Origin of the sequence: Isoptericola sp. NPDC058082, assembly GCF_042885055.1 — a bacterium.
Classification (GTDB): Bacteria; Actinomycetota; Actinomycetes; order Actinomycetales; family Cellulomonadaceae; genus Isoptericola.
On the sequence record NZ_JBHVSQ010000006.1, the window covers coordinates 19627 to 43895 of the forward strand.

At 74.4% G+C, this 24269-nt stretch carries 20 protein-coding genes; 15 read left to right on the forward strand and 5 right to left on the reverse strand.

Going from position 1 to position 24269, the window contains the following annotated elements; genetic code table 11:
* Window positions 1-189: 189 nt before the first annotated feature.
* Window positions 190-1908: a glucose-6-phosphate isomerase gene (pgi, locus tag ACFVS0_RS10130; protein ID WP_430587866.1), complete on the reverse strand. Its 1719-nt coding sequence runs from the start codon at window positions 1906-1908 to the stop codon at window positions 190-192.
* A 103-nt stretch (window positions 1909-2011) separates the two neighbouring features.
* Here pgi and ACFVS0_RS10135 point away from each other — a divergent pair, with 103 nt between their 5' ends.
* Window positions 2012-2497, forward strand: coding sequence for a DUF1269 domain-containing protein (locus ACFVS0_RS10135; protein WP_430551489.1), 486 nt, complete (start codon window positions 2012-2014; stop codon window positions 2495-2497).
* Window positions 2498-2587: 90 nt separating this feature from the next.
* On the opposite strand, the gene ACFVS0_RS10140 is transcribed toward ACFVS0_RS10135, so the two are convergent.
* Complete coding sequence (locus tag ACFVS0_RS10140) at window positions 2588-2875, reverse strand: hypothetical protein (protein ID WP_430551488.1); 288 nt, start codon at window positions 2873-2875, stop codon at window positions 2588-2590.
* Between the two features lie 218 nt (window positions 2876-3093).
* On the opposite strand from ACFVS0_RS10140, the gene ACFVS0_RS10145 reads away from it, so the two are divergent.
* From ACFVS0_RS10145 to ACFVS0_RS10155, 3 genes are all read left to right on the forward strand, one after another.
* Window positions 3094-3831: a copper homeostasis protein CutC gene (locus tag ACFVS0_RS10145; RefSeq protein WP_430588013.1), complete on the forward strand. Its 738-nt coding sequence runs from the start codon at window positions 3094-3096 to the stop codon at window positions 3829-3831.
* Window positions 3828-4544 (forward strand): DedA family protein, encoded by a 717-nt coding sequence (locus tag ACFVS0_RS10150; RefSeq protein WP_430551487.1) that lies wholly within the window; start codon window positions 3828-3830, stop codon window positions 4542-4544. Before ACFVS0_RS10145 ends, ACFVS0_RS10150 begins: the two co-directional genes overlap by 4 nt.
* Window positions 4545-4618: 74 nt before the next feature.
* Window positions 4619-5119, forward strand: coding sequence for a hypothetical protein (locus ACFVS0_RS10155; RefSeq protein WP_430564826.1), 501 nt, complete (start codon window positions 4619-4621; stop codon window positions 5117-5119).
* A gap of 61 nt (window positions 5120-5180) precedes the next feature.
* Here ACFVS0_RS10155 and ACFVS0_RS10160 read toward each other — a convergent pair whose 3' ends face one another.
* Complete coding sequence (locus tag ACFVS0_RS10160) at window positions 5181-6227, reverse strand: LacI family DNA-binding transcriptional regulator (protein WP_430551485.1); 1047 nt, start codon at window positions 6225-6227, stop codon at window positions 5181-5183.
* A 197-nt stretch (window positions 6228-6424) separates the two neighbouring features.
* Between ACFVS0_RS10160 and ACFVS0_RS10165 the strand changes: the two genes are divergently transcribed.
* From ACFVS0_RS10165 to ACFVS0_RS10180, 4 genes are read left to right on the forward strand one after another with little or no spacing between them, the layout of a single operon-like run.
* On the forward strand, window positions 6425-7741 hold the full coding sequence (locus ACFVS0_RS10165; protein ID WP_430587867.1) for an ABC transporter substrate-binding protein: 1317 nt from the start codon (window positions 6425-6427) through the stop codon (window positions 7739-7741).
* A 7-nt stretch (window positions 7742-7748) separates the two neighbouring features.
* Complete coding sequence (locus ACFVS0_RS10170) at window positions 7749-8717, forward strand: carbohydrate ABC transporter permease (RefSeq protein WP_430587868.1); 969 nt, start codon at window positions 7749-7751, stop codon at window positions 8715-8717.
* Window positions 8714-9613: a carbohydrate ABC transporter permease gene (locus ACFVS0_RS10175; RefSeq protein ID WP_430551482.1), complete on the forward strand. Its 900-nt coding sequence runs from the start codon at window positions 8714-8716 to the stop codon at window positions 9611-9613. The genes ACFVS0_RS10170 and ACFVS0_RS10175 overlap by 4 nt, the downstream gene beginning before the upstream one ends.
* On the forward strand, window positions 9610-12078 hold the full coding sequence (locus ACFVS0_RS10180) for a beta-glucosidase (RefSeq protein WP_430587869.1): 2469 nt from the start codon (window positions 9610-9612) through the stop codon (window positions 12076-12078). The genes ACFVS0_RS10175 and ACFVS0_RS10180 overlap by 4 nt, the downstream gene beginning before the upstream one ends.
* 12 nt (window positions 12079-12090) lie before the next feature.
* Here ACFVS0_RS10180 and ACFVS0_RS10185 read toward each other — a convergent pair whose 3' ends face one another.
* Window positions 12091-12495, reverse strand: coding sequence for a hypothetical protein (locus ACFVS0_RS10185; RefSeq protein WP_430585246.1), 405 nt, complete (start codon window positions 12493-12495; stop codon window positions 12091-12093).
* A 16-nt stretch (window positions 12496-12511) separates the two neighbouring features.
* Between ACFVS0_RS10185 and ACFVS0_RS10190 the strand changes: the two genes are divergently transcribed.
* Window positions 12512-13003: a nitroreductase family deazaflavin-dependent oxidoreductase gene (locus ACFVS0_RS10190; protein WP_430587870.1), complete on the forward strand. Its 492-nt coding sequence runs from the start codon at window positions 12512-12514 to the stop codon at window positions 13001-13003.
* Window positions 13004-13006: 3 nt separating this feature from the next.
* Here the strand turns inward: ACFVS0_RS10190 and ACFVS0_RS10195 are convergent, their stop codons facing one another.
* Complete coding sequence (locus ACFVS0_RS10195) at window positions 13007-13921, reverse strand: helix-turn-helix domain-containing protein (protein ID WP_430587871.1); 915 nt, start codon at window positions 13919-13921, stop codon at window positions 13007-13009.
* Between the two features lie 55 nt (window positions 13922-13976).
* Between ACFVS0_RS10195 and ACFVS0_RS10200 the strand changes: the two genes are divergently transcribed.
* From ACFVS0_RS10200 to ACFVS0_RS10225, 6 genes are read left to right on the forward strand one after another with little or no spacing between them, the layout of a single operon-like run.
* Window positions 13977-17276, forward strand: coding sequence for a DUF5107 domain-containing protein (locus ACFVS0_RS10200; protein WP_430587872.1), 3300 nt, complete (start codon window positions 13977-13979; stop codon window positions 17274-17276).
* Window positions 17277-17315: 39 nt separating this feature from the next.
* Window positions 17316-19745 (forward strand): beta-galactosidase, encoded by a 2430-nt coding sequence (locus tag ACFVS0_RS10205; RefSeq protein WP_430587873.1) that lies wholly within the window; start codon window positions 17316-17318, stop codon window positions 19743-19745.
* Window positions 19736-21064: an ABC transporter substrate-binding protein gene (locus tag ACFVS0_RS10210; RefSeq protein WP_430587874.1), complete on the forward strand. Its 1329-nt coding sequence runs from the start codon at window positions 19736-19738 to the stop codon at window positions 21062-21064. Before ACFVS0_RS10205 ends, ACFVS0_RS10210 begins: the two co-directional genes overlap by 10 nt.
* A complete protein-coding gene (locus ACFVS0_RS10215; protein WP_430551472.1) occupies window positions 21061-21996 on the forward strand; it encodes a carbohydrate ABC transporter permease in 936 nt (311 codons plus the stop codon). Before ACFVS0_RS10210 ends, ACFVS0_RS10215 begins: the two co-directional genes overlap by 4 nt.
* Window positions 21993-22889: a carbohydrate ABC transporter permease gene (locus ACFVS0_RS10220; RefSeq protein ID WP_430587875.1), complete on the forward strand. Its 897-nt coding sequence runs from the start codon at window positions 21993-21995 to the stop codon at window positions 22887-22889. The genes ACFVS0_RS10215 and ACFVS0_RS10220 overlap by 4 nt, the downstream gene beginning before the upstream one ends.
* Complete coding sequence (locus ACFVS0_RS10225) at window positions 22886-24265, forward strand: cellulase-like family protein (RefSeq protein WP_430587876.1); 1380 nt, start codon at window positions 22886-22888, stop codon at window positions 24263-24265. The genes ACFVS0_RS10220 and ACFVS0_RS10225 overlap by 4 nt, the downstream gene beginning before the upstream one ends.
* Window positions 24266-24269 lie beyond the last annotated feature (4 nt).

Consider the following 24269-nt stretch of genomic DNA (forward strand, 5'->3'; position numbering starts at 1 on the left):
AAAAAAAAAGAAAAAACAACCCGAAGGATGGACGGTTGTGGGGGGGGGGGGGGGGGGGAAAAGAAAAGGGGGCAAAAAGCGACGGGACCCCCGCCCCACCGTCGCCCCCCCCCGCTCCCGTGACCTGCGGTGCGTTCCTCGCGCTCCCGCAGATTTCACCCGCTCGCCGTCAGGTTCAGGCGCGCAGGTTCAGGCGCGGTGCTCCCGGTAGTAGCGGATGAGCGCCTGCGTCGAGGAGTCCTGCGCGGCGAGGGCGTCGTCGTCCCCGGACACGGCCGGGGCGATCTCCAGGGCGAGCTTCTTCCCGAGCTCCACCCCCCACTGGTCGAAGCTGTCGATGCCCCACACGACGCCCTGCACGAAGGTGATGTGCTCGTACAGCGCGACGAGCTGGCCCAGCACCGACGGCGTGAGCGCCGGCGCGACGATCGACGTCGTGGGCCGGTTCCCGGAGAAGACGCGGGCCGCGACGATCTCCTCGGGCGTGCCCTCGGCGCGTACCTCGTCGGCCGTCTTGCCGAAGGCGAGCGCCTTGGTCTGGGCGAAGAAGTTGGCGAGGAACAGCTCGTGCACGTCGGCGCCCGCGGCCACGGTCTTCCCGTCGCCCTCGTCGTCCTTGAGGGGGTAGGCGGGGGTGGCGACGGCGATGAAGTCCGCCGGGATGAGGCGCGTGCCCTGGTGGATGAGCTGGTAGAAGGCGTGCTGCCCGTTGGTGCCCGGCTCGCCCCAGAAGACCTCGCCCGTCTGGGTGGTGACGGGGGAGCCGTCCCAGCGCACCGACTTGCCGTTGGACTCCATCGTCAGCTGCTGCAGGTACGCGGGGAAGCGGTGCAGCTGCTGCGCGTACGGCAGGACGGCGTGCGTGTGGGCGCCGAGGAAGTTGTTGTACCAGACGTTCAGCATGCCCATGAGGACGGGCACGTTGGCCTCGAACGGCGTGCTCCGGAAGTGCTCGTCGACGGCGCGGAAGCCCGCGAGCAGGTCGCGGAAGACGTCGGGGCCGAACGTGATCGCCAGCGACGTGCCGATGGCGGAGTCCACGGAGTAGCGGCCGCCGACCCAGTCCCAGAAGCCGAACGCGTTGGCCGGGTCGATGCCGAAGTCGGCCACCTTGTCGAGGGCGGTCGAGACGGCCACGAAGTGCGCCTTGACGGCGGCCTGCTTCGCGTCGGGGTCGTCCTCGATGACGCCCGCCGCGATGAGGCGCTCCCACAGCCACGCCCGGGCGAGCCGCGCGTTGGTGAGCGTCTCCAGCGTCCCGAACGTCTTGGACGCCACGATGAACAGCGTGGTCTCCGGGTCGAGGTCCGCCGTCTTCTGCGCGACGTCGGTGGGGTCGATGTTGGAGACGAACCGGGCCTCGATGGCGTCGTCGCCCGTGCGGCCGTACGGCTTGAGCGCCTCGTAGACCATGACCGGCCCGAGGTCGGAGCCGCCGATGCCGATGTTGACCACCGTGCGCACCGGCTTGCCCGTGACGCCGGTCCACGCCCCGTCGCGGACCTGGTCGGCGAACGCGCTCAGCTTGTCGAGCTCGGCCTGGACGTCGGCGTCGACGTCCTGCCCGTCCACGACCAGCGGCGGCTGCGTGCCGGGGGCACGGCGCAGCGCCGTGTGCAGGACGGCGCGGTCCTCCGTGACGTTGATGTGCTCCCCGGTGAACATCGCCTCGATGCGCTCGGGCAGGCGCACCTCGTTCGCGAGGCGGACCAGCAGGTCCAGCGTCTCGTCCGTGGCGAGGTTCTTGGAGAGGTCCACGTGCAGGTCGCCCGCGACGTGGGTCATGCGCGCGGCGCGGCCGGGGTCGGCGGCGAACCAGCCGCGCAGGTCGCCCCGGAACTCCTGGTAATGGGCGTACAGGTCGCCCCAGGAGGTCGTGGTGGTGGGATCGACGGGGGAGGAGGTCATGGGGCCAACGGTACTGACCGCCCGGCCCGGTTGCGCGGTCTGTTCACGCTGCCAGGATGACCATCAGCCGGGGACGGACCCGGCCCGGCGTCGGGAGGTACTCATGGCGAATTTCACGGTCTGGAAGTTCGACGACCCGGGTGCGGCCGACCGCGCCTTCAAGGCCGTCAAGGGCGGCGAGGCGGACGGCCTGGTGAAGGTCGTCGACCACGCGGTCGTGAGCTGGCCGGAGGGCGAGCGGAAGCCGGACACCCACGGTTCGCACGACGACACCGCCAAGGCCACGGGCTGGGGCGCGGTCTGGGGCCTGCTGCTCGGCGCGTTGTTCTTCCTGCCGGTGCTGGGCGCGGCCGCCGGCGCGGCGATCGCCGGCATCACCCGGTCGCTGTCCGACGTCGGGATCACCGCGAAGGACCTCGAGAAGATGAAGAAGGAGATCGTGCCCGGCACGTCGGCCCTGTTCATCGTCACCGAGCCGATCGACCCCGACCGGCTGGCGGAGCGGCTGCACGGGATCGACGCGACCCTGGTCAGCACCAACCTCACCGACGCGGAGCGCCGGAACCTGCTCGACGCCTTCGGGCAGTGAGCACCCGGGCGGCCCTGGCGCCGCCCGCACGGCGAGCCCGTCGCGCCCCTCGGGGCCGGCGGGCTCGCCCGTGCCGTCGGGACCGCCGTGTCAGGCGGGCTGCCAGCGGTTGCCCCACCGCCGGGTGAGCGTGCCGCCGAACGTGTCGGCCAGCGTGTCGACGCGGTCGTGGACGGCGTCCGCCACGCGGTGCGCGGCGGCGTCGTCCTCCGCCGTGAAGCGGACCGTGACGCGTGCCCGGCCCCGCACCACCCCCACGTCGTACGCCTCGACGGTGACGAGCCCGCGCGCCGCGTCCGCCGCGGCGGGCAGCACGTCGGCGGGATCGACGCCCGGCTGCAGCAGGCCGACGGCGAGGCTCACGCGGTAGGAGGGCACCCGGCGATCCTGCCACCCCGCGGGCAGGCACCTCCGACCGGCACCTCCGAGCGGCACCTCCGAGCGGCACCTCCGACCGGCACCGTCCCGTCACACGTCGCCCCGGTCGTCGTCACCTGCGCCCCCGTAGACTCGCGGCCGTGACTGCGGACCCTTCGACCGAACCCGTCCCCGAGCCCGTCAGCCCCGCTCAGCCGCGCGATCGCCGTGGCGTCGCCCTGGAGATCGCGGTGCAGGACGTCGCGGGCGCGCGCGTCGCCGCGGCCGGCGGCGCGGACCGTCTCGAGCTGTGTGCCGCCCTCGCCGGCACGGGGGGACTCACCCCGTCGACCGGCATGGTCGCCGCCGTCGCCGACGCGCTGCGCGGCTCGGGCGTCGGCGTGCACGTCCTGGTGCGCCCCCGGGCCGGGGGCTTCGTGTTCGCGCCCGACGAGGTCGACGTGCAGGTGCGCGACGTGCGCGCGGTGCTCGACGCCGGTGCGGACGGCGTCGTCGTCGGCGCCATGACGGCGGCCGGCGAGGTCGACGCCGCGGCGCTCGCCGCGTTCGTGGCCGCGGCAGACGGTGCGGCCGTCACGTTCCACCGTGCGATCGACCAGGTGCCCGACCCGGTCGCCGTCCTCGACGTCCTCGCGCGCTCCGGCGTGCGCCGCGTCCTCACCTCCGGCGGCGCCCCGCGGGCCGGGGAGGCCCTCGACGTGCTGGCGGCGCTCGCCGCGCGCGGCCGCGAGCTCGGCGTCGAGATCATGGCCGGCGGCGGCGTCCGCGTGGACGACGTCCCCGCCCTCGTCGGCGCCGGCGTGCACGCCGTCCACCTCTCCGCCCGGCGCACCGTGGTCGCCGACGGCGGCCCCGGGGGCGGCGGTGCCGGCGGGTACGACGTCACCGACCCCGGCGTCGTCGCCGCGACCCGCGCCGCCCTCGACGCGGCTCTCCAGGACGAGGCGGGCGCGTGACCGGCGTCGTGCACGCCGCCGCCGTCGCAGCCTCGGCGACGGACCCGTCCGCCGAGTACGACGGGTTCATCGGCTGGGTGCTGAGCCTGATGACCACGCTCGGCGAGGTCGGCGTGGGGGCGGCGGTGCTGATCGAGACGTTCGTGCCGCCCATCCCGTCCGAGGCCGTGCTGCCCGGCGCGGGCTTCCTCGCCTACGCGGGGCACATGAACGCGTGGCTGGCGATCCTCGCCGCCACGATCGGCGCCGTCGTCGGCGCCTGGATCTGGTGGTACCTGGGCTGGCTGCTCGGGCGCGACCGCACCCGCGCGATCGTCGACGCCATCCCCCTCATGGACGGCTCCGACTTCGACAAGGCCGAGGCGTTCTTCGCGAAGTGGGGGCGCGTCGCGGTCCTCGTGGGGCGCTGCGTGCCGCTCGTGCGCAGCTTCATCTCCATCCCCGCGGGCATCGAGCGCATGCCGTTCTGGTCGTTCACGCTCTACACGGCCATCGGCTCGGGCGTGTGGAACGGCATCTGGGTGGGTCTCGGCTATGCCTTCGGCCCCGCCATCGAGCCCGTCCTGGCGCAGTGGAGCGGCATCATCTCGAACGCCGTGCTCGTGGTCATCGGCCTGCTCGTGCTCTGGTTCGTCGTGGTGCGGCTCCGGCAGCGCCACCTCGCCCGCCGTGGCCCGCGCGAGCCCGAGCGTCGGCACCGTCGGGCGCGCTGACCCTGCCGAGGTAGCTCCGGGCCCGGCGAGGTAGTCAGGTCCCGTGAGGTCGCGCGGGTCGCTACGCTCCGGACATGCGGACCCGTGACGGGTGGAGGGGCGGCGCGGCCCTGGCGGTGACGGCGCTCGTCGCGGCCTGCGGCCCGGCCGGCGACGACGTCGGGTTCGACACGCCCCAGGTGGCGGCACTCGACGAGCCGCAGCTCCGGGAACACTTCACCAGCGGGACGACGCCGCTGGCCGGCACGCTCCGAGCGCTCGCGAACGGGTGCCTGGTGGCGGTGATCGACGGTGTCGACCACGTGGTGTTCTGGCCGGACGGCACCGTGGCCGAGGACACGGGCGAGCCCGTCGGGCGATACGCCGTCACCCTGCCCGACGGGCGGATGCTCCACGCCGACACGACCGGCGGCGAGCGGTTCTCCGCTGTCGGAGAGGTGGCGGCCTCGGGCGGGGTGATCGCCGTCGACCCCGACCACCCCGACGGCGACTTCGCCGGAAGCTACCTCGGGTTCTGCGGCGTCGACACGCCGCCCGTGATGTTCCCCGACGCCGCGACGTTCGACGTCGGCTGAACTACCTCGGCACGGTTCGGACTACCTCGCCGAGTCCTCGACTACCTCGCGGGGGTTCGGGCTACCTCGGCGGGGGCGCCGTCGAGGCACGGACGACGAGCGACGTGGGCAGCCGCAGGTGGCGCTCGCGGGCGGTGCCCTCGAGGAGGTCGAGCACCATGCGCAGCGCCTCGGCGCCCATGCGGTGCAGGGGCTGCGCGACGGTGGTGAGCGGGGGAGCGCTGCCCCACGACTCGGGGATGTTGTCGAAGCCGACGACGGACAGGTCCTCGGGGACTCGCAGGCCGAGCTCGCCGGCCACCTCGAGCACGTGGATGGCCGACAGGTCGTTCGCGGCGAACACGGCGGTGGGGCGGTCCGGCCGGTCGAGCAGGGTGCGCACGGGCGCGTCGGCGAGGTCGGGGCGGTAGCCGCCCACCTTGATGAGGAGCGGGTCGACGGCGATGCCGGCGCCCTCGAGCGCCTGCCGGTAGCCGAGCTCGCGCAGCCGGGCGGACTCGAGGTCGGCGCGGCCGCCCAGGTGCGCGATCCGCCGGTGCCCGAGGTCGATGAGGTGCTCGACGGCCTCGCGGGCGCCGGTCGTGTTGTCGGAGTCCACGGTGGGGGTGCCCTCGGGCCCGGTGTGCGGGTCGACGGCGACGACGGGCACGGGGGAGTCGGCGGACATCACCATCGTCGGCGTCACGACGATCGCCGCGTCGACCAGGGTGCCGGCCAGACGGGACAGCGACCGCCGCTCCCAGCCCGTGCGCGCGCCGCCGTCCGTGCGGCCGGCGTAGGCGAGGAGCTCGTAGCCGGTGCCGTCCACGGCGGCCGAGATGCCCTTGAGCAGCTCGGTGGAGTACGGCTCGAACTCGGCGACGAGCACGCCGATGACGTTGGTGCTGGTGCGGCGCAGGCTGCGGGCGACCAGGGAGGACTCGTAGCCGAGCTCTTCGACGACGGCGAGCACCCGTTCGGACGTCCCGGCGGCCACGCCGTACCGGTTGTTGACGACCTTCGACACGGTGGCGACCGAGACCCCGGCGACGCGGGCGACGTCGGAGATGGTGACGCGCCCGGCGACAGGTGCGGTGGGACCCCTGGGCGGGTCGGCGGCGGTGCTCACGAGTCGACAGTATGCGCCATACGGGCGGCGATGACGCGTCGTCGTCGGCGTCCGAGCCGACGACGGGTGAGGTTTCGAAATCGTTATCGACAACGATTGACGAATCGACGGCCGGCCTGCCACTCTCGTGCCAGGAACACTCCTACCTTCGCGGCAGCGTCGCTGCCGTGCCCGTCGACGAGGACAAGGGATCGATGATGACGAGGACGAGGATCATCCGCGGCGCCACCGCGGTCGCGCTCGGGACCACCGTGGCGCTCCTGGGCGCCGCCTGCGCGGGCCAGGGCACCGGCTCGCAGGGCGACGACGGCGGCAGCAGCGCCGACGCCAGCACGATCACGTGGTGGCACAACTCGAACACCGGCGAGGGCAAGGAGTACTACGACAAGCTCGCCGCCGACTTCGAGAAGGACCACCCCGGCACCACCGTCGAGGTCAGCGCCATGGCGCACGAGGACATGCTCACCAAGCTCGACGCCGCCTTCCAGTCCGGCGACGCGCCCGACGTCTTCATGGAGCGCGGCGGCGGCGAGCTCGCCGACCACGTCGAGGCCGGCCTGCTCAAGGACCTCTCCGAGCCCGCCGCGGAGACCATCGACAAGCTCGGCGCGTACATGCCGGGCTTCCAGGTGGACGGGGCGTCGTACGCGCTGCCGTTCTCCATGGGGGTCGTCGGCTTCTGGTACAACAAGTCGCTCTTCGAGAAGGCGGGGATCACCGAGACCCCGACCACGATGGACGAGCTGTACGACGTCTTCGCCAAGCTCAGTGACGCCGGCGTCACGCCCGCCTCGGTGGGCGCAGGCGACAAGTGGCCCGCCGCGCACTACTGGTACTACAACGTCATCCGGCAGTGCGCCAAGGACACCCTCGACGCCGCCATCGCCGACGTCGACTACTCCGACCCGTGCTTCGTCAAGGCGGGCGACTCGCTCGACGAGCTGCTCGCCACCGAGCCGTTCAACAAGGGCTTCCTCACCACGCCCGCGCAGACCGGCCCCACGTCGGCCTCGGGCCTGCTCGCCTCGGGCAAGGTCGCGATGGAGCTGGCCGGCCACTGGGAGCCCGGCGTCATGCAGGGGCTCACGGAGGACGGCTCCGGCCTGGGCGACGACACCGGCTGGTTCCCCTACCCGTCGATCGACGGTCAGCAGGGCACCGACGGTGCGCAGATGGGCGGCGGCGACGCGTGGGCCGTGTCGAAGGACGCGCCCGACGTGGCGGTCGAGTTCGCCGAGTACCTGCTGAGCGACGAGGTGCAGACGGGCTTCGCCGAGCTCGACATGGGCCTGCCGACCAACCCGGCCGCGTCCTCGTCGGTCTCCGACCCGGCGCTGGCCGAGCTGCTCGAGGTGCGTGACGGCGCCCCGGAGATCCAGCTGTACCTCGACACGCTCCTCGGAGCGTCGGTCGGTGGCGCGATGAACGACGCGATCGCCCTGCAGTTCGCCGGCAAGGCGACCCCGCAGGACGTGGTCGACGCGGTGCAGTCCGCCGCGGAAGCGGACCAGTGACCGGACGATGACGGACACCGCAGTCCGGTCCGCCGACCCTGCCCCCGCACGGTCGGCGGACCGCCGTCCGGAGCGCCGCGGCCGTGCCGCCGCATGGCGCAAGCGGGCGGAGATCGCCCTGTTCGTGACGCCGGCGCTCGCGCTCCTCGTGGCCTTCGTGGTGGTCCCGATCGCCACCGCCGTGCAGATGTCGCTGTACAAGTGGAAGGGCTTCGGCCCGATGGTCGACTTCGTCGGCCTGCGCAACTACGTGTCGGTGCTGACCAACGAGGTGTTCACCGACGCCGTCGTGCACAACCTCATCATCGTGGTGGGCTCGATCCTGCTGCAGCTGCCGCTCGGGCTCGCGATCGCCCTGCTGCTCAACCGCAAGATGTGGGGCCAGGGCCTGCTGCGCACGATCATCTTCGTGCCGTACGTGCTGGCGGAGGTCATCGCCGGTGTCGTGTGGTTCCAGCTGCTGCAGCCGCAGTACGGCGTCATCGACACGCTGCTCGCCGCCGTGGGGCTGCACGGGCCGGAGCAGGGCTTCCTCGGCACGCCCGAGTACGCGCTGTGGACCGTGCTCGTGGTGCTCACCTGGAAGTACCTCGGCCTCGCCGTGATCCTCTTCCTCGCCGGCCTGCAGGGCGTGCCCGACGAGCTGTACGAGGCCGCACAGCTCGACGGCGCCTCCTGGTGGCAGGTGCAGCGCCGCATCACCATCCCGCTGCTCGGCCCGACCATGCGCACCTGGGGCTTCCTGTCGATGATCGGCTCGCTCCAGCTCTTCGACATGGTGTGGATCCTCACCGGCGGCGGGCCCGCGAACGCCACGACGACGATGGCGACGTTCCTCGTCAACGAGGGCACCAAGCGGCAGAACTTCGGCATCGCCGGCGCCGCCTCCGTGGTGCTGTTCGTCATCGCGCTGGTGCTCGCGCTCGCGTACCAGAAGTTCATCCTGAGCCGCGACAGCAAGGAGGGCGGCCGATGAGCGCCGTGACGACCCCCGCCCGCACCTCTGGCCGCAACCCTGCCCGTGCGTCGTCCGGCGGGGCGCGGAAGAAGTCGTTCTCCGGCGGGAGCCCGCTGGTCTACGCGATCGCCCTCGTCGTGGTGGCGGTGACCCTCGGGCCCGTGCTGTACGGCGTGCTCGGCGGGTTCCGCTCCAACGCCCAGCTCGCGGAGGACCCGGCCGGCCTGCCCAGCCCGTGGGTGTGGGACAACTACGCCGGCGTGCTCGCGGCGGACTCGCCGTTCTGGGGGTACTTCCTCAACTCCACGATCATCGCCGTCGTCACGACCGCCGTCGTCGTGGTGTTCGGCATCATGGCCGCCTACCCCCTCGCGCGGTACCGCTTCAAGGGTCGCGAGGCGCTGTTCATGGTGTTCGTGATCGGGCTGCTGTTCCCCGCCACGGTGGCGATCATCCCGCTGTTCATCCTCATCACGCAGAACTACCAGATGGGCAACACGTGGTGGGGCGTGGCGCTGCCGCAGGCGGCGTTCGCGCTGCCGATGACGGTCGTCATCCTGCGCCCGTTCCTCCAGGCGCTGCCCACCGAGCTCGAGGAGGCGGCGCAGCTCGACGGCGCCAGCCGCATCGGGTTCTTCTGGCGGATCCTGCTGCCCCTGTCCGGGCCGGGGATGGTGACCGTGGGCGTGCTCGCGTTCGTCGGCTCCTGGAACGCCTACCTCCTGCCCCTGCTGCTGCTGCAGGGCGACATGCGGACGCTGCCCCTCGGCGTCGCCGACTTCTCCTCGGAGCACTCGGCCGACACCGCGGGCGTGTTCGCCTTCACGACGCTGGCGATGATCCCTGCGCTGGTGTTCTTCCTCGCGATGCAGAAGCGCATCGTGAACGGCCTGCAGGGAGCCGTGAAGGGATGACCCAAGGAGAGCACGTGACCCACCCTGTCCCCACGGTGCCGGAGCTGCCGGCGCTGCCCGTGGTGTCCGAGCGCGTGACCGCGCTGCACGCCCGCATGACCCTGGAGGAGAAGCTCGCGCAGCTGGTCGGCTACTGGCTCGACAAGGGCGGCGAGGTCGTCGCCCCCATGCAGGGCGAGATGGCCGCCGGTGACGGCGGCCGCCTCGAGGAGGTCACCCGGCACGGCATCGGCCACTACACCCGCGTGTACGGCACGCGGCCGGTCGACCCGGCGGAGCGCGCCGCCTGGCTGTGGGCGGAGCAGCAGCGGCTGCGGCGCGAGACCCGCCTCGGCATCCCCGCCCTCGTGCACGAGGAATGCCTCACGGGCCTGTCCGCGTGGAAGGCGGCGACGTTCCCCACGCCGCTCGCCTGGGGCGCGTCGTTCGACCCGGACCTCGTGGCCGAGATGGGCGCCGTCATCGGCAGGTCCATGCGGGAGCTCGGCATCCACCAGGGCCTCGCGCCCGTGCTCGACGTCGTGCGCGACCCCCGCTGGGGCCGCGTCGACGAGTGCATCGGCGAGGACCCCTACCTCGTCGGCACGGTCGGCACCGCGTACGTGCGGGGCCTGCAGGACGCCGGCGTGCACGCCACGCTCAAGCACTTCGTCGGGTACTCGGCGTCGCGCGCCGGTCGCAACCACGCGCCCGTCTCGGCGGGCCCGCGGGAGATGGCCGACGTCTTCCTCCCGCCGTTCGAGATGGCGGTGCGCGACGGCGGCGTGCGGTCGGTCATGGCGTCGTACGTCGACGTCGACGGCGTGCCGATGCACGCCAGCGCGGAGCACCTCACCGGGATCCTGCGCGACGAGTGGGGCTTCGAGGGCACCGTCGTCGCGGACTACTTCGGCGTCGCGTTCCTCGAGGTGATGCACCGGGTGGCCGCGGACCGCGGGCAGGCGGCCGCGCAGGCGCTCGCGGCGGGCCTCGACGTCGAGCTGCCGTCGGGCGACGCCTACCTCGAGCCGCTCGCGGAGGTCGTCCGCACGGGCGGGCTCGACGAGCGGTACGTGGACCGCGCCGTGCTGCGCGCCCTCGCGCAGAAGGAGGAGCTCGGGCTGCTCGACGACGACGCCTTCGCCGGCGAGCCGCCCGCGGTCGTCGACCTGGACTCGCCCGCCCACCGGGACGTGGCGCGTCGTCTGGCGGAGGAGTCGCTCGTGCTCCTCAGCAACGACGGCGTGCTGCCGCTCACGCGGTGGAGCGCCGCGCCGGTGCGCGTCGCCGTCGTCGGCCCCAACGCGCACCGCAGCGACGCCCTCATGGGCTGCTACTCGTTCGCCAACCACGTGCTGGCGCACCACCCCGAGGTGCCGAAGGGCTTCCACATCCCCACCGTGTTCGAGTCGCTGGGCGGCGCGTTCCGCTCCGCGGGGCTGCCGCAGCCCGAGCTGGTGCACGCCGCGGGCTGCGACGTCGAGGGCGAGGACACGTCCGGCTTCGCGGAGGCGGTCGCCGCCGCGTCGTCGGCCGACGTCGCCGTCGTTGTCGTGGGCGACCACGCGGGCCTCTTCGGCCGCGGCACCGTGGGCGAGGGCAACGACGCGGAGTCGCTGGAGCTGCCCGGCGTGCAGCGCGGGCTCGTCGAGGCCGTGCTCGCCACCGGCACCCCCGTCGTCATGGTGGTGCTCAGCGGTCGGCCGTACGCGATCGACTGGGCGCTCGACGTCGCGGGCGACTCCGACGACCGGCGCCCGGGCGCGGTGCTGCAGGCGTTCTTCCCCGGCGAGGAGGGCGGCACCGCGGTCGCCGCGGCGATCGCCGGCGCGATGAACCCGTCGGGCCGCCTGCCGGTGTCGCTGCCCCGGTCGGCCGGGGCGCAGCCGTACTCGTACCTGCACCCCGTGCTGGGCGGGCCGTCCGACGTCACGTCCACCGACTCGACGCCGCTGCGGCCGTTCGGCTTCGGCCTGTCGTACACCACGTTCGCGTACACCGACCTGGCCGTCGACGGCGAGGTCGCCGCGGGCGGCACGTTCGCCGCGGCCGTCCGGGTGACCAACACCGGGACCGTCGCCGGGTCGGACGTCGTGCAGCTCTACGGGCGCGACGTGGTCGGGTCGGTGACCCGGCCCGTGGCGCAGCTGCTCGCGTACCGCCGCGTCGCGCTCGAGCCGGGGGAGTCCGTCGTCGTGACGTTCGCCGTGCCGACGACCCGGCTCGCGTTCGCCGACCGCCGCCTCGTGCGCGTCGTCGAGCCGGGCGACGCCGAGGTGTGGGTCGGGTCGCACGTGGCCGCCACGCCCGACGCCGAGGCCGAGGACGTGCAGCACGCCACCGGCGGAGCGATCACCAGCGCCCGGCGGTCGGAGAAGCGCGACCTGCCGGGGACGGCGACGCCCCGCGCGACGCTCGTCGTCACCGGCGACACCTACGAGGTGACCGTCGCCGACCCGCGGGTGGTGACGTCCACCGTGGCGTGACGCCCGGGCGGGTCATCCCGTCTCGGGCACCCGGCCGCTCGTCGCACGGAACCGTGCGGCGAGCGGCCGCGCCGTCACCAGCACGAACACGGCGAACAGCGACTGCGGGACGAGTCCGGCCAGGCCGTCGCCCGTGGCCGCGAGCATGCTTCCGTTCACCGCGACGTCGGCGACCATCACCACCACGCCCAGTGCCACCCCGGCCCGCCGCCGCAGCAGGACCAGCGTCACGACCAGCGGGTCGACGACGGTCAGCGCCACCCAGAACGCGCGGACGCCCGCGGGATACCCGGCGTAGACGTCGGTGCCGCCCAGCACCAGGTCGACCACGTGGGTCGTCGTCCCCACGAGGAACCCGGCCACCCAGAGCAGGCGCACCACGCCCAGGGCGCGTGCGGACGACCGTGGCGAGGGCACCACCCCAGAATGGGGCATGGCCAGCGTGCTGCACGTCGTCCGGTCCGTCGTCGCGCCGATCACCCGGACGCGCGCGTTCCGGGCCGTCGCCCCCGTGGCGCTGCCGCCCGTGGAGCGCGCGCTGGCGCGGCTCACGCGCGGCCGGTTCCAGCTCTCCGCCGTGCTGGTGCCCTCGTTGGTGCTGCACACCACCGGGGCTCGGTCCGGCGAGCCGCGCGACACGTACCTCATGTACACGCCCGTGGGCGCCGGACGCCTCGTGGTCGCGGGCACGTCGTTCGCGCGCGACCGCCACCCCGCGTGGACGTACAACCTGCTCGCGCACCCGGACGCCGCCGTCAGCGTCCGCGGACGGCGCTTCGACGTCCGCGCGACCCCCGTCACCGACGACGGCGAGCGGGACGCGCTGTGGGCGCGCATCGAGACGCAGTGGCCGGGGTATCGCACCTACGAGCGGGAGTCCGGCCGGGTGGTGCGGCTGTTCGTGCTCGAGCGGGCGGGCGGCTGACGGTCAGACGCCCCGCGCCCGGTACGCGGTGGGCGACACCCCGTGCGTGCGGGCGAACCGGCGCGAGAAGTACAGCGCGTCGTCGTAGCCGCACGCCTGCGCGACGGCGGCGACGGGCAGGTCGGTGGAGTCGAGCAGCTCGCGGGCCCGCGCGAGCCGCAGCCCGGTCTGGTACTGCAGGGGCGACGTGCCCACCCGGGCGCGGAAGCGCGCCCCGAGCTGGGACGGGCTGAGGCCGACCATCGCTGCGAGCGACCCGACCGACGTGCGGTGCGGCGTCGTCGACCGGAGGTGCTCGACGACCCGCTCTACCGGGTCCGGGGACGGGCCGGGGGACCGTCGCCCTGTCGCCACGACGTGCGCGAGCGCGTGCCACGCCGCTCCCGCGGCCCGGACCAGACCGCCCGCGGTGCCGTCGTCGAGCCCGTCGATGACCTGCGAGACGAGGCTGGCGACGGGCGCGGCGTCGCGCAGGTGGGAGATCGGCCCGCCGGCGGCGGCGCGGGCGGCGGTGGCGAGCTCGTCGGCGTCCCGGCCGGTGGCGTGCAGCCACCAGAGGGTCCACGGGTCGTGCGCGGCGGCGGCGTACTCGTGCGACGACCCGGCCGGCACCAGCACCACGTCCCCGGGTCGGACGTCGAACCGGCCGTCCGGCGTGCGGCACCAACCGGCGCCGTCGGTGCAGACCAGCAGGACGTGCTCCCGGGCGCCGTCGGGTCGCGACCGCCCGTGGCGGGCGGCGTGCGGGAAGAACCCGGCGTCCGTCACGACCAACCGGGCCGTCACGGGGCGCGCGAGGGCCGCGCGGACCGCCGGGCGCGGCACGACGACCATGCGCTGGCCGGCGAAGCCGTCGCGGAGCGCGCCCTCGCCCCCGACCTCGGTCGCGACGCCGCGTTCGGTCGTCGTTTCGTCCATGCGTCCCAGGGAATCGCCCATCGTGCCGCGCGGTCAAGCGGCCTACGTTCGTCGCATGCCAGGAGAAGAGTCGCGGATCGTCCTGCCGCCCGCCCCGGACAGCCTCGCCGACCGGCCCGTGCGCGGGTGGCGCGAGCCGGTGTCCATCGACACCTACGACATCGGCGAGCCGGACCGGTACCCGGCCTACCTGGACCAGCGGGTGTACCAGGGGTCGTCGGGGGCGGTGTACCCGATGCCGTTCGTCGACCGCGTCGAGCAGACCAAGGCGCCGCGCGGGTGGGACGCGATCCACCTGGAGAACGCGTACGTGCGGCTCATGGTGCTGCCGGAGCTGGGCGGGCGCATCCACGTGGGCCTCGACCGCACGCGCGGCTACGACTTCTTCTACCGCAACGACGTCATCAAGCCGGCGCTGGTCGGGCTGCTCGGGCCGTGGCTCTCGGGGGGCGTGGAGCTCAACTGGCCGCAGCACCACCGGCCCGCGACGTTCCTGCCGACGGAGGCGTGGATCGAGCACGAGCCGGACGGCGCGGTGACGGTGTGGTGCTCCGACCACGACCCGTTCGCGCGCATGCAGGGCATGCACGGCGTGCGGCTGCGCCCGGACAGCGCGCTCGTCGAGCTGCGCGTCCGCCTCGTCAACCGGACCGACGACGTGCAGACGTTCCTGTGGTGGGCCAACGTGGCCGCCGCGGTGCACGACGACTACCAGGCGTTCTTCCCCACGGACGTGACGGTCGTGGCCGACCACGCCAAGCGCGCCGTGACGACCTTCCCCGCGGCGTCGGGCCGCTACTACGGCGTGGACTACCCGGCGCAGCGCACGCCCGAGCGGCCGGACGGCGACCGCCTGGACCGGTACCGCAACATCCCCGTGCCGACGTCGTACATGTGCCTGGGCTCGCAGGACGACTTCTTCGGGGGCTACGACCACACCGCCCGTGCCGGGTTCGTGCACTGGGCGGACCATCGGGTCTCGCCCGGCAAGAAGATGTGGACGTGGGGGAACGCGCCGTTCGGCTGGGCGTGGGACCGGCACCTCACGGACACGAACGGCCCGTACGTGGAGCTCATGGCGGGGGTCTTCACCGACAACCAGCCGGACTTCGCGTTCCTGCGCCCGGGGGAGACGACGACGTTCTCGCAGTACTGGTACCCGATCCAGGACGTCGGGCCCGTGCACCAGGCGACCCGGGACGCGGCGGTGCGGCTCGACGTCGAGGGCGCGGCCGTCCGCGTCGGCGTCGCGGTCACCTCCCCGCGGCCGGGGGCGCGGGTGGTGCTGCGCGCCGGCGACGAGGTGCTGCTGGACGAGCGGGCCGACGTCGTGCCCGGGGCGCCGCTCGTGCGCGAGGTGGCCGGGCCCGCCGGCGTCGACCCGACCGCCTACGAGCTCGTCGTCGAGCACGACGGCGCGACGCTCGTCGCCTGGCGCCCGCGGCCCGCGGCGGACCCCGACGCCCCCGCGCCGGAGCCCGCCACCGAGCCGCCCGCGCCGGAGGACCTCGCGTCCGCCGACGAGCTGTACGTCACGGGCCTGCACCTGGAGCAGTACCGGCACGCCACGCGCTCGCCCGAGCCGTACTGGGCCGAGGCGCTGCGCCGCGACCCCGGGGACGCGCGCTGCGCGACGGCGCTCGCGGCCCGGCGGGCGCGCGCGGGTCGCCTGGAGGAGGCCGAGCGGCTGCTGCGCTCCGCGGTCGCGCGCCTCACGGTGCGCAACCCCAACCCGCGCGACGGCGAGGCGCACTACCGGCTGGGCGTGGTCCTCGCCCGCCGGGGCCGGACGGCCGAGGCGCGCGAGGCGCTGGGCACGGCGTCGTGGGACCAGGCGTGGCGCGACGCCGCGGCCGTCGCGACCGCGCGGCTCGACCTCGCCGAGGGGCGCGACGCCGAGGCCGCGGAGGAGCTCGACGCGCTGCTGCGCCGCAGCCCGGAGCACGTGCAGGGCCGCAACCTCGCGGCGGTCGCCGCGCGACGCCTGGGGGACGCGGACCGCGCCCGCGACCTGGTGCGTGGGACGCTCGCCGTCGACCCCCTCGACGCGTGGGCGCGCGACCTCGCGGCACGCCACGCGCTCGCCGTCCCGACGGGACCGACGCCCGACCCGACCATCGCGCTCGACGTCGCGCTGGAGCACGCGTCGGCGGGGGAGGTCGCGGACGCCGTCGAGCTGCTGGAGGACGTCGCGACGCGCCCGTCCCCGCGCGGGCAGCGGGACGTCCGCGCGCTCGCGCTGCTGCACCGCGCCGACCTGGAGCTGGCCCGGGGCGACCGGGCGGCCGCGGCGGACGCGCTCGAGCGGGCCCGGCGCGCCCCGCGCGACTGGGCGTTCCCGGCCGCCACGGACGACGACGCCCTCGCGCGGCTGCGCCGGGCGTGGCCGCAGGACCCGCTCGTCGCGGGCCTGGCCGGGCACCGCCTGTACGCGGCGGGCCGGCGCGAGGACGCGGTCGCGGCCTGGGAGGTCGCGGCCGCGGGCGACGGGACCGACGCCGTCGTGCTGCGGAACCTCGGCGTCGCGGCCTACAACGTGCGCGGCGACGCCGCGGCGGCGGCCGCCTGGTACGCCCGCGCGCGGGCCCTCGCCCCCGGCGACGCCCGCCTGCTGTACGAGGCGGACCAGCTCGAGGCGCGGCGCGGCACCGACCCGGAGCGCCGCCTGGCGACGCTGCTCGACCGGCCCGACCTGGTCGACGCCCGCGACGACCTGTCCGTGCAGCTCGCGGAGCTGCTCACCGCGCTCGGCCGCGCGGCCGAGGCGCTCGACACCCTGGCCGGCCGGTCCTTCCAGCCCTGGGAGGGCGGTGAGGGGCGCGTGCTGGGAGCCTGGGACGCCGCGCACCTCGCCCTCGGCCGGCGGGCCCTGGACGACGGCGACGCCGCGACCGCGCTGGCGCACGCCACCGCGGCCCTCACTCCGCCGCAGTCGCTCGGGGAGGCGCGCCACCCGCTCGCCAACACCGCCGACCTGCACCTGCTGCTCGGCGACGCGCTCGACGCCGCGGGCCGCGCCGACGAGGCCCGGGACGCCTGGCGCACCGCCGCCGACCAGCAGGGCGACTTCGAGGGCATGGCCGTCCAGGAGTTCTCGGAGCGCACGGCGGCCTCGGTGCTCGCGCTGCGCCGGCTGGGGCGTGCCGACGACGCACGGCACCTGCGGGACGGCCTCGCGCGGTACGTCGAGGCCGAGGACGGCCGCCGGGCGACCGTCGACTACTTCGCGACGTCGCTGCCCGCCATGCTGCTGTTCGCCCACGACGTCCAGCAGGACCACGACGACAGGGTCCGCGCCCTGCGCGACCAGCTCGCCGCCCTCGACCGGCACGTCGCCGCCACCGCGTCGGCCTGACCCGCCCGCCCCGACCCCGCTTCTCGAAGGAGAGAGCCCATGCCCGACGCCCTCGACGGCCGACGGTCCGTCACGCACCGCGTGCGGGCCCGCCGCCCGTCCCCACCGCGCCGCGACCACCTCGAGCTGGGCGACCCGCCCGGCGCGTCGGACGCGGTGGCCGTGACCAGCCGGTACCTCGAGCGGGCGGGGCGGCCCTGGTTCCCCGTGACGGGCGAGGTGCACTACTCGCGCGTCCCGCGCGACCGCTGGTCGGAGGTGCTGGGGCACGCGAAGGCGGGCGGGCTGGACTCCGTGGCGACGTACGTCTTCTGGCAGGCGCACGAGCCCGCACCGGGCGACTTCCGCTGGGACGGGAACCTCGACCTGCGCGCGTTCGTCGAGACCGCCGGCCGGCACGGGCTCGACGTCGTCGTCCGCCTGGGGCCGTGGGCGCACGGGGAGGCGCGGTACGGCGGCTTCCCCGACTGGCTCGTCGAGCGCGGGCTGGCGACGCGCACGAACGACCCCGCCTACCTCGACCTGGTGCGTGCCTACTACGCGCAGACGGTCGCGCAGCTCGACGGCCTCACGCACGCCGAGGGCGGGCCGGTCGTCGGGGCCCAGGTGGACAACGAGCTCTACGACCAGCCCGAGCACCTCGCCACCCTGCGCACCACCGCGGAGGAGCTGGGCCTGCGGGTGCCGGTCTGGACCGCGACCGGGTGGGGCGGCGCGCAGGTGCCCGCCACCCTGCTGCCCCTGTACAGCGCGTACGCCGACGGGTTCTGGGAGGACGCCGAGACCGAGTGGCCGGCGTTCTCGCCCGTGCACTTCCGGTACAGCACGGTGCGCGACGACCTCTCGGTGGGCGCCGACCTGCGCGAGGCACTCGACGGCATCGTCGTGGCGCCCGACGCGGTGGCGCTCAAGGACGACGACGCCCTGCCGTACGCGACCTGCGAGCTCGGCGGCGGGATGCACGTCGCCTACCACCGGCGGCCGCTCGTGACGCCCGACGACGTGGCCGCCCTCGCGCTCGCGAAGGTCGGCAGCGGCTCCGTCTGGCAGGGGTACTACATGTACGCCGGCGGCACCCAGCGCGTCGGGCCGCACGGCACGGAGCAGGAGTCGCACGCCACCGGGTACCCGAACGACGTGCCCACCCGCACCTACGACTTCGGCGCCCCCGTCGGCGAGCACGGCCAGGTGCGCCGCCACCACCACCTGCTGCGCCGCCAGCACCTGTGGCTCCAGGCCGACGGCGCCGAGATCGCGGCCATGACGACCACCGTGGGCGGGGGGAGCGACACCCCGGAGGACCTGCGCTGGTCGGTGCGGTCGGACGGCCGCCGCGGGTACGTCTTCCTCACCACGTACCAGCCGGCGCGCCGCCCGCTGCCGGCGCAGCCGGGCGTCCAGGTCGCCGTCGAGCTCGACGGCGCGACCGTGACCGTGCCCACGCGTCCGGTGGACCTGCCGGCGGGCGTCTCGGTCGCGTGGCCGCTCCGTTTCCCGCTCGCCGACGGGCTCGTGCTGCGCAGCGCGACGGCGCAGGTGCTCACCCGGATCGACGCCGGGCGGGACCTCGTCGTGCTCGTCGCGACCGACGGCGTGCCCGTCGAGCTCGTCGTCGACGGCGACGTCACGGCGACCGGCCCGGTGGAGGCGCGCGCCGAGGACGGCGCGACGGTCCTCGACCTCACCGGGCGCCCGGGTCCCGACACCCTGGTCCGGCTGGGCGGCCCGTCGGGCGGGGTCGACGTGCTGGTGCTCGACGAGGCGACGGCGGACCGGCTGTACCGCCTCGACGTCGGCGGCCGCGAGCGCCTGGTGCTCTCCGACGCCCCGCTGTACGCGCTCGACGGCGCGCTCGTCGTGCACACGGAGGAACCGGCGGTGACGGTGTCGATGCTGCCCGCGCCGGCCTCCCTGACGGCATCGCCCGCGGGCGCGGACGTCACCGTCGACGCCGCCTCCGGCACGGGGCCCGGCGCGCCCTGGTCCACGTGGACGCTGACCGTGCCCGCCGCCGGGCGCCGCCGGGTCGCGACGGAACTGCACCCGGGCGCCCCCGCCCCACCGGAGCCGGCGCACGGCGGCCCGATGGACCGGCTCAGCGCCCCGACCGACTACTCGGGCGCCGCCCGCGTGCCCCTGGACATCCCCGCCGACGCGCTCGCCGGCGTCGACCGCGCGCTGCTGCGCGTCGCGTGGACGGGCGACGTCGGCCGGGCGCTGGTGGGAGGGGAGGTCGTGAGCGACCACTTCTGGCACGGCCGCGAGTGGGACGTCGACCTCACGCCGTGGCGCGACGACGTCGCCCGCGACGGCCTGACGCTGGAGCTGCTGCCGTGGCGCGCCGAGACCGGCGTCTGGGTGGACCCGTCCGTGCGCGACGTGCCCGACGGGATCGCTGTCGCCGCGGTCGACGTCGTGCGGGTGGCGCGGGTGGTGCTCGCCGTGGGGGAGGAGCGGTCGTGGACCTGAACCGGCGCGAGGTGCTGCGGCTGCTCGGCGTCGCCGGCCTCGGCGTCGCGGGCGGCGGGGTGCTCGCGGGCTGTTCGTCCACGACCGCGGCCGCGCCGGTTTCTTCGGGAGCGGCGTCCCTCGGGCTGTGGACGCACGACCCCGGCTACGCGAGCTACTTCACGCAGGCGGCCACGGACTCCGCCGTCGTCGGCGGCAGCGCGTGGACCTTCGGCGTGGACGTCACGTCCGTCGCGCCGGCCGACATCGTCTCGCGCCTGGTGACGCAGGCGGTCGCGCAGCGGCCGCTGCCGGACCTGGCCGGGCTGGTGATCGACCAGTTCCCCCGCGTCATGCGGGCCGGGATCGCGGAGAACCTGTTCGTCGACCTCACCTCGCTGACGGCGCCCCTGGGCGGACGGCTGCTGAAGACCCAGCCGTACACCGTGGACGGCAAGGTGTACGCGCTGGAGTCGGACAACTCCATCTCGGTGATGTTCTACCGGGCCGACCTCTTTGAGGAGCTGGGGATCCCGGCGGACGTCGACACCTGGGAGGAGCTGCTCGAGGTCGGGGCCGAGGTCGCCGCGGACACCGGCCAGGCGATCGGGATGGTGGCCAACGGCGACAACGGCTCCATCGTCAACGGGTTCACGCAGCTGCTCCTGCAGCGCGGCGGGAACCTCTACGACGCCGCCGGAAACCTCGCCGTGCTCTCGGACGAGGCCGTCGAGGTGCTCGAGCTCATGGCCGAGGGCGTCCGGACGGGGGCGTTCGTCGCCCTCGCGGACCCGTACGGCGGCGCCGCCGCGGCGGCGCTCAAGGGGAGCCGGCTCGTCGCGACCGTCATGCCGAACTGGTACGAGGTGTACGGCCTCCAGGCGAACGCGCCCGACCAGTCCGGGCTGTGGCGGGCGCGCACGATCCCGCGGTTCGCGGGCGGGGGGCACGTCGCCTCCACGATGGGCGGCACCGCGTTCGCGGTGCTCAAGGACCAGCCCCTGACCGACGCCGCGACCGACTTCCTGCAGCGGGCCTACCTGTCCGAGGAGGGCCAGCTCGCCCGGTACTTCGCGGGCGCCTACATGCCCACCCTGGTCGACCTCTACGACGCGCCCGAGTTCCAGGAGATCACCGACCCGTACCTCGGCGGCCAGCGCGTCTTCGAGGTCTTCTCCGCCGCCGCGGCCGACATGCCGCTCTTCTACCAGTCCGCGGGCGCCTCGGTGCTGCGCGACAGCCTCGGCGGCCCCATCCTCCGCGCCATCAACGGTCAGGTCGGTGCCGAGGAGGCGCTGCGGGCCGGGGTGCGCACGTACGAGAGGCAGGTGCAGCAGTGAGCACCCTGACCAGGCCGCCGACGGCGACGGCCACCCGGGACGCCGCGCGCGCCCCCCGACGCGGGAGCGGGCGGCAGTGGGCGCCCTACCTCTTCATCTCCCCGTTCTTCCTGCTGTTCACGGTCTTCATGGTGGTGCCGGTCGGGGCGGGGATCTACCTGAGCCTCACCGACTGGGCCGGGCTGGGCAGCCCGGAGTTCGTGGGACTGGCGAACTACTCCCGGCTGCTGCGCGACGCGAGCTTCGGCGCCGCCCTGGCGAACACCGCCTTCTACACCGTCTTCGCGATGGTGGTGGTGCTGCCCCTGGCGCTGCTGATCGCGCTGGCCCTCGACGCCAAAGGGCTGCGGCTGCGGGACTTCTTCCGCCTCACGTACTTCATGCCGGTGGTGCTGTCGCCGATCGTCATCGCCCTGATCTTCGGGCTGGTCTTCGACGGCGAGTACGGGCTGCTCAACGCCACGCTCGAGGCCCTCTTCGGGTTCGGCGGCGTCTCCTGGCTCACCGACCCGTGGTGGGCGCGCGTCGTCGTGGTCGTGCTGGTGCTGTGGCGCTGGACCGGGTACCTCACGATCTTCTTCCTCGCCGGCCTGCAGAACATCCCGCGCGAGCTGCACGAGGCGGCCGAGCTCGACGGCGCGGGCGTCGTGCGCCGGTTCTTCGCCGTCACGCTGCCGCAGCTCAAGCCGGTCACGGCCTTCATCGCCGTGACGATGCTGGTGAGCACCGCGCAGATCTTCGAGGAGCCGTTCCTGCTCACGCAGGGCGGTCCCGGCGAGGCCACGCTGTCGGTCTCGATGTTCGTCTACCGGGCCGGGTTCCAGCGTCAGGAGCTCGGCTACGCCGCGGCCGCCGGCGTCGTCATGTTCGTCATCGTGTTCGTGCTGGGCCGGCTCGGCACCCGCGCGTTCGGCGTCGGGAGGAACCGATGAGCACTCCGACCCTCGCGCGGGCACCCCGCGCCGGGACCCCCGTGGCGGGGCGGGCGCCCCGCGCCCCGCGGCGCTTCCGCCCGGGCCGTGCCGCGCTGTACGCGGTGCTCGGTCTGCTGACCGTGGTCTACGTCGCGCCGCTGCTGTGGGCGCTGTCCTCGTCGTTCAAGGACCGCGGCGACATCTTCGCGTTCCCGCCCGCGCTGATCCCGGACCCGGCCACGCTGGACAGCTACGCGAACCTCCTCGCCACGCAGCCGTTCTGGCAGTGGATGCTGATGAGCACCGTCGTGGCCACCGTCAGCACCGTCGCCACCGTCTTCCTGTGCTCCCTGGCCGGCTTCGGGTTCGCCAAGTACGAGTTCCGCGGCAAGCGGGTGCTGTTCGACGTGATGTTCTCGTCGCTCGCCATCCCGTTCGCGGTGATCGTCGTGCCGCTGTTCGTCCTCGTCGCGAAGCTGGGGCTGGCGAACCCGTTCTTCGCGCTGGTCGTGCCCTGGGTGGCGCCGGCGTTCGGGATCTTCATGATGCGCCAGTACACCGAGCAGTCGGTGCCCGACGAGCTCCTCGACGCGGCCCGCATCGACGGGTGCTCCGAGCTGCGCACGTTCCTGTCGGTCGTCATGCCGCTGCTGCGGCCCGCGATCGGGGCGCTCGCGGTGTGGAGCTTCCTCAACTCGTACAACACGCTGCTGTGGCCGCTGGTGATCATCGCCGAGCCCGAGTTCTACACGCTGCCGCTGGGGCTGCAGGCGCTGTTCGGCGCCGAGGGACGGCAGTACGACCTGGTGATGGCGGGGTCGGTGCTCGCGGCCGTCCCCGCGCTGATCGTGTTCTTCGTGCTGCGCAAGCAGCTCGTCAACGGCCTGACCGCAGGGGCGGTGAAGGGATGAGCGAGATGACGGACCCCAAGATGGTGACGGACCGGTCGACGCCGGACCGGAGGCAGACGGGCGCGACGCCGGGAGGCACCGCCGCGGGGGTCCCCGCGCACCTGCCCCGCCGTCTGGCGATCACGCTGTGGGACTTCTCCTGGTACGTGCGCACCGGGCCGGGGGAGCCCTTCGAGGACCTGGACGCGGCGTTCGCCCGCGCCGCGGAGCTCGGGTACAACGCCGTGCGGGTCTGCGCGATGCCGTTCCTGCTGTTCCGCTCCGGCCTCGACACGACGGCGCTGCGGCTGGGGCCGATCGGCGGCGGGTACGCGTCGCGGGTGCGCTGGTACGACGTGCGCGAGCCGACGACCGTCGACGCCCGCGCGCACCTGCTGGAGCTGTTCCGCGGCGCCGACCGGCACGGCATGACGGTGATCGCCTCGTCGTGGGAGTACCAGCAGAGCCCGGCGTTCGCCGCGGACCGGGCCTGGTACGACGCCCTCCAGGCCGTGCACCCCGAGGACAGGCTGACCGTGCTCGGCGAGGCGACGGCCGACCTCGTGGACCTGCTGCGCGACGAGGGGCTCGACCACGTCCTGGCGTTCGTCGAGCCGCACAACGAGGTGCAGGCCGGGCACCTCACCGCAGGGCTGCCCGGCGTCGAGGACCCGGTCGTCGAGCTGCGCGACCGGCTCGAGCGCGGCATCGCCGCCTTCTCCGCGCGCCACCCCGACGTGCTGTGCGGGCCGAACTACGCCGCCGTGCCCGTCACCGCGATGCGGGGGCTGCCGCGCAACGCCCAGGTGCTCGGGGTCCACCCGTACGTGTACGGCGTCCTGGACGACCTGGTGCGGGAGTTCGCGCTGCGCGGCGACCCCGCCGACTTCCCGCAGGCGCGGGCCGACGCCGAGCTGCTCCGGCCGGGTGCGCCGCGGCTCGGCGAGTGGGCGCCGCCGCCGGACGAGGAGTGGAAGCGGCGCGCGTCGATCGTCGGGCACGCGGAGATCTACGTGCACGACTGGTGCGACCCGCAGGCCGTGGACCGGTGGCTGTACGAGCGGTACGGCGCGCACCGCATCGCGATGGCCGAGCGGCTGCGGGAGTGGATCGGCGTCGCCGCCGACCACGCGGCGCGCCTCGGCGTCCCGCTCGTGCTGGGGGAGGGCTGGGTGGGCTACACCCCGCGCGACACCCGGTTCGAGGAGGGTCCGGTCGGGGCGCAGCTCTGCCGGGACGCCGTGCGGCACGCGGACGCCGTCGGCGCCTGGGGCTCCGTCGTGTGCTCCAACGCCGCACCGCAGCACGCCATGTGGCTCGACGCCGACCTGCAGCGCGAGTGCACCTCCGTCATCCTCGGCGAGCCCGGGGACCCGGACGTCGCCGGCGCCGCCTAGGGTC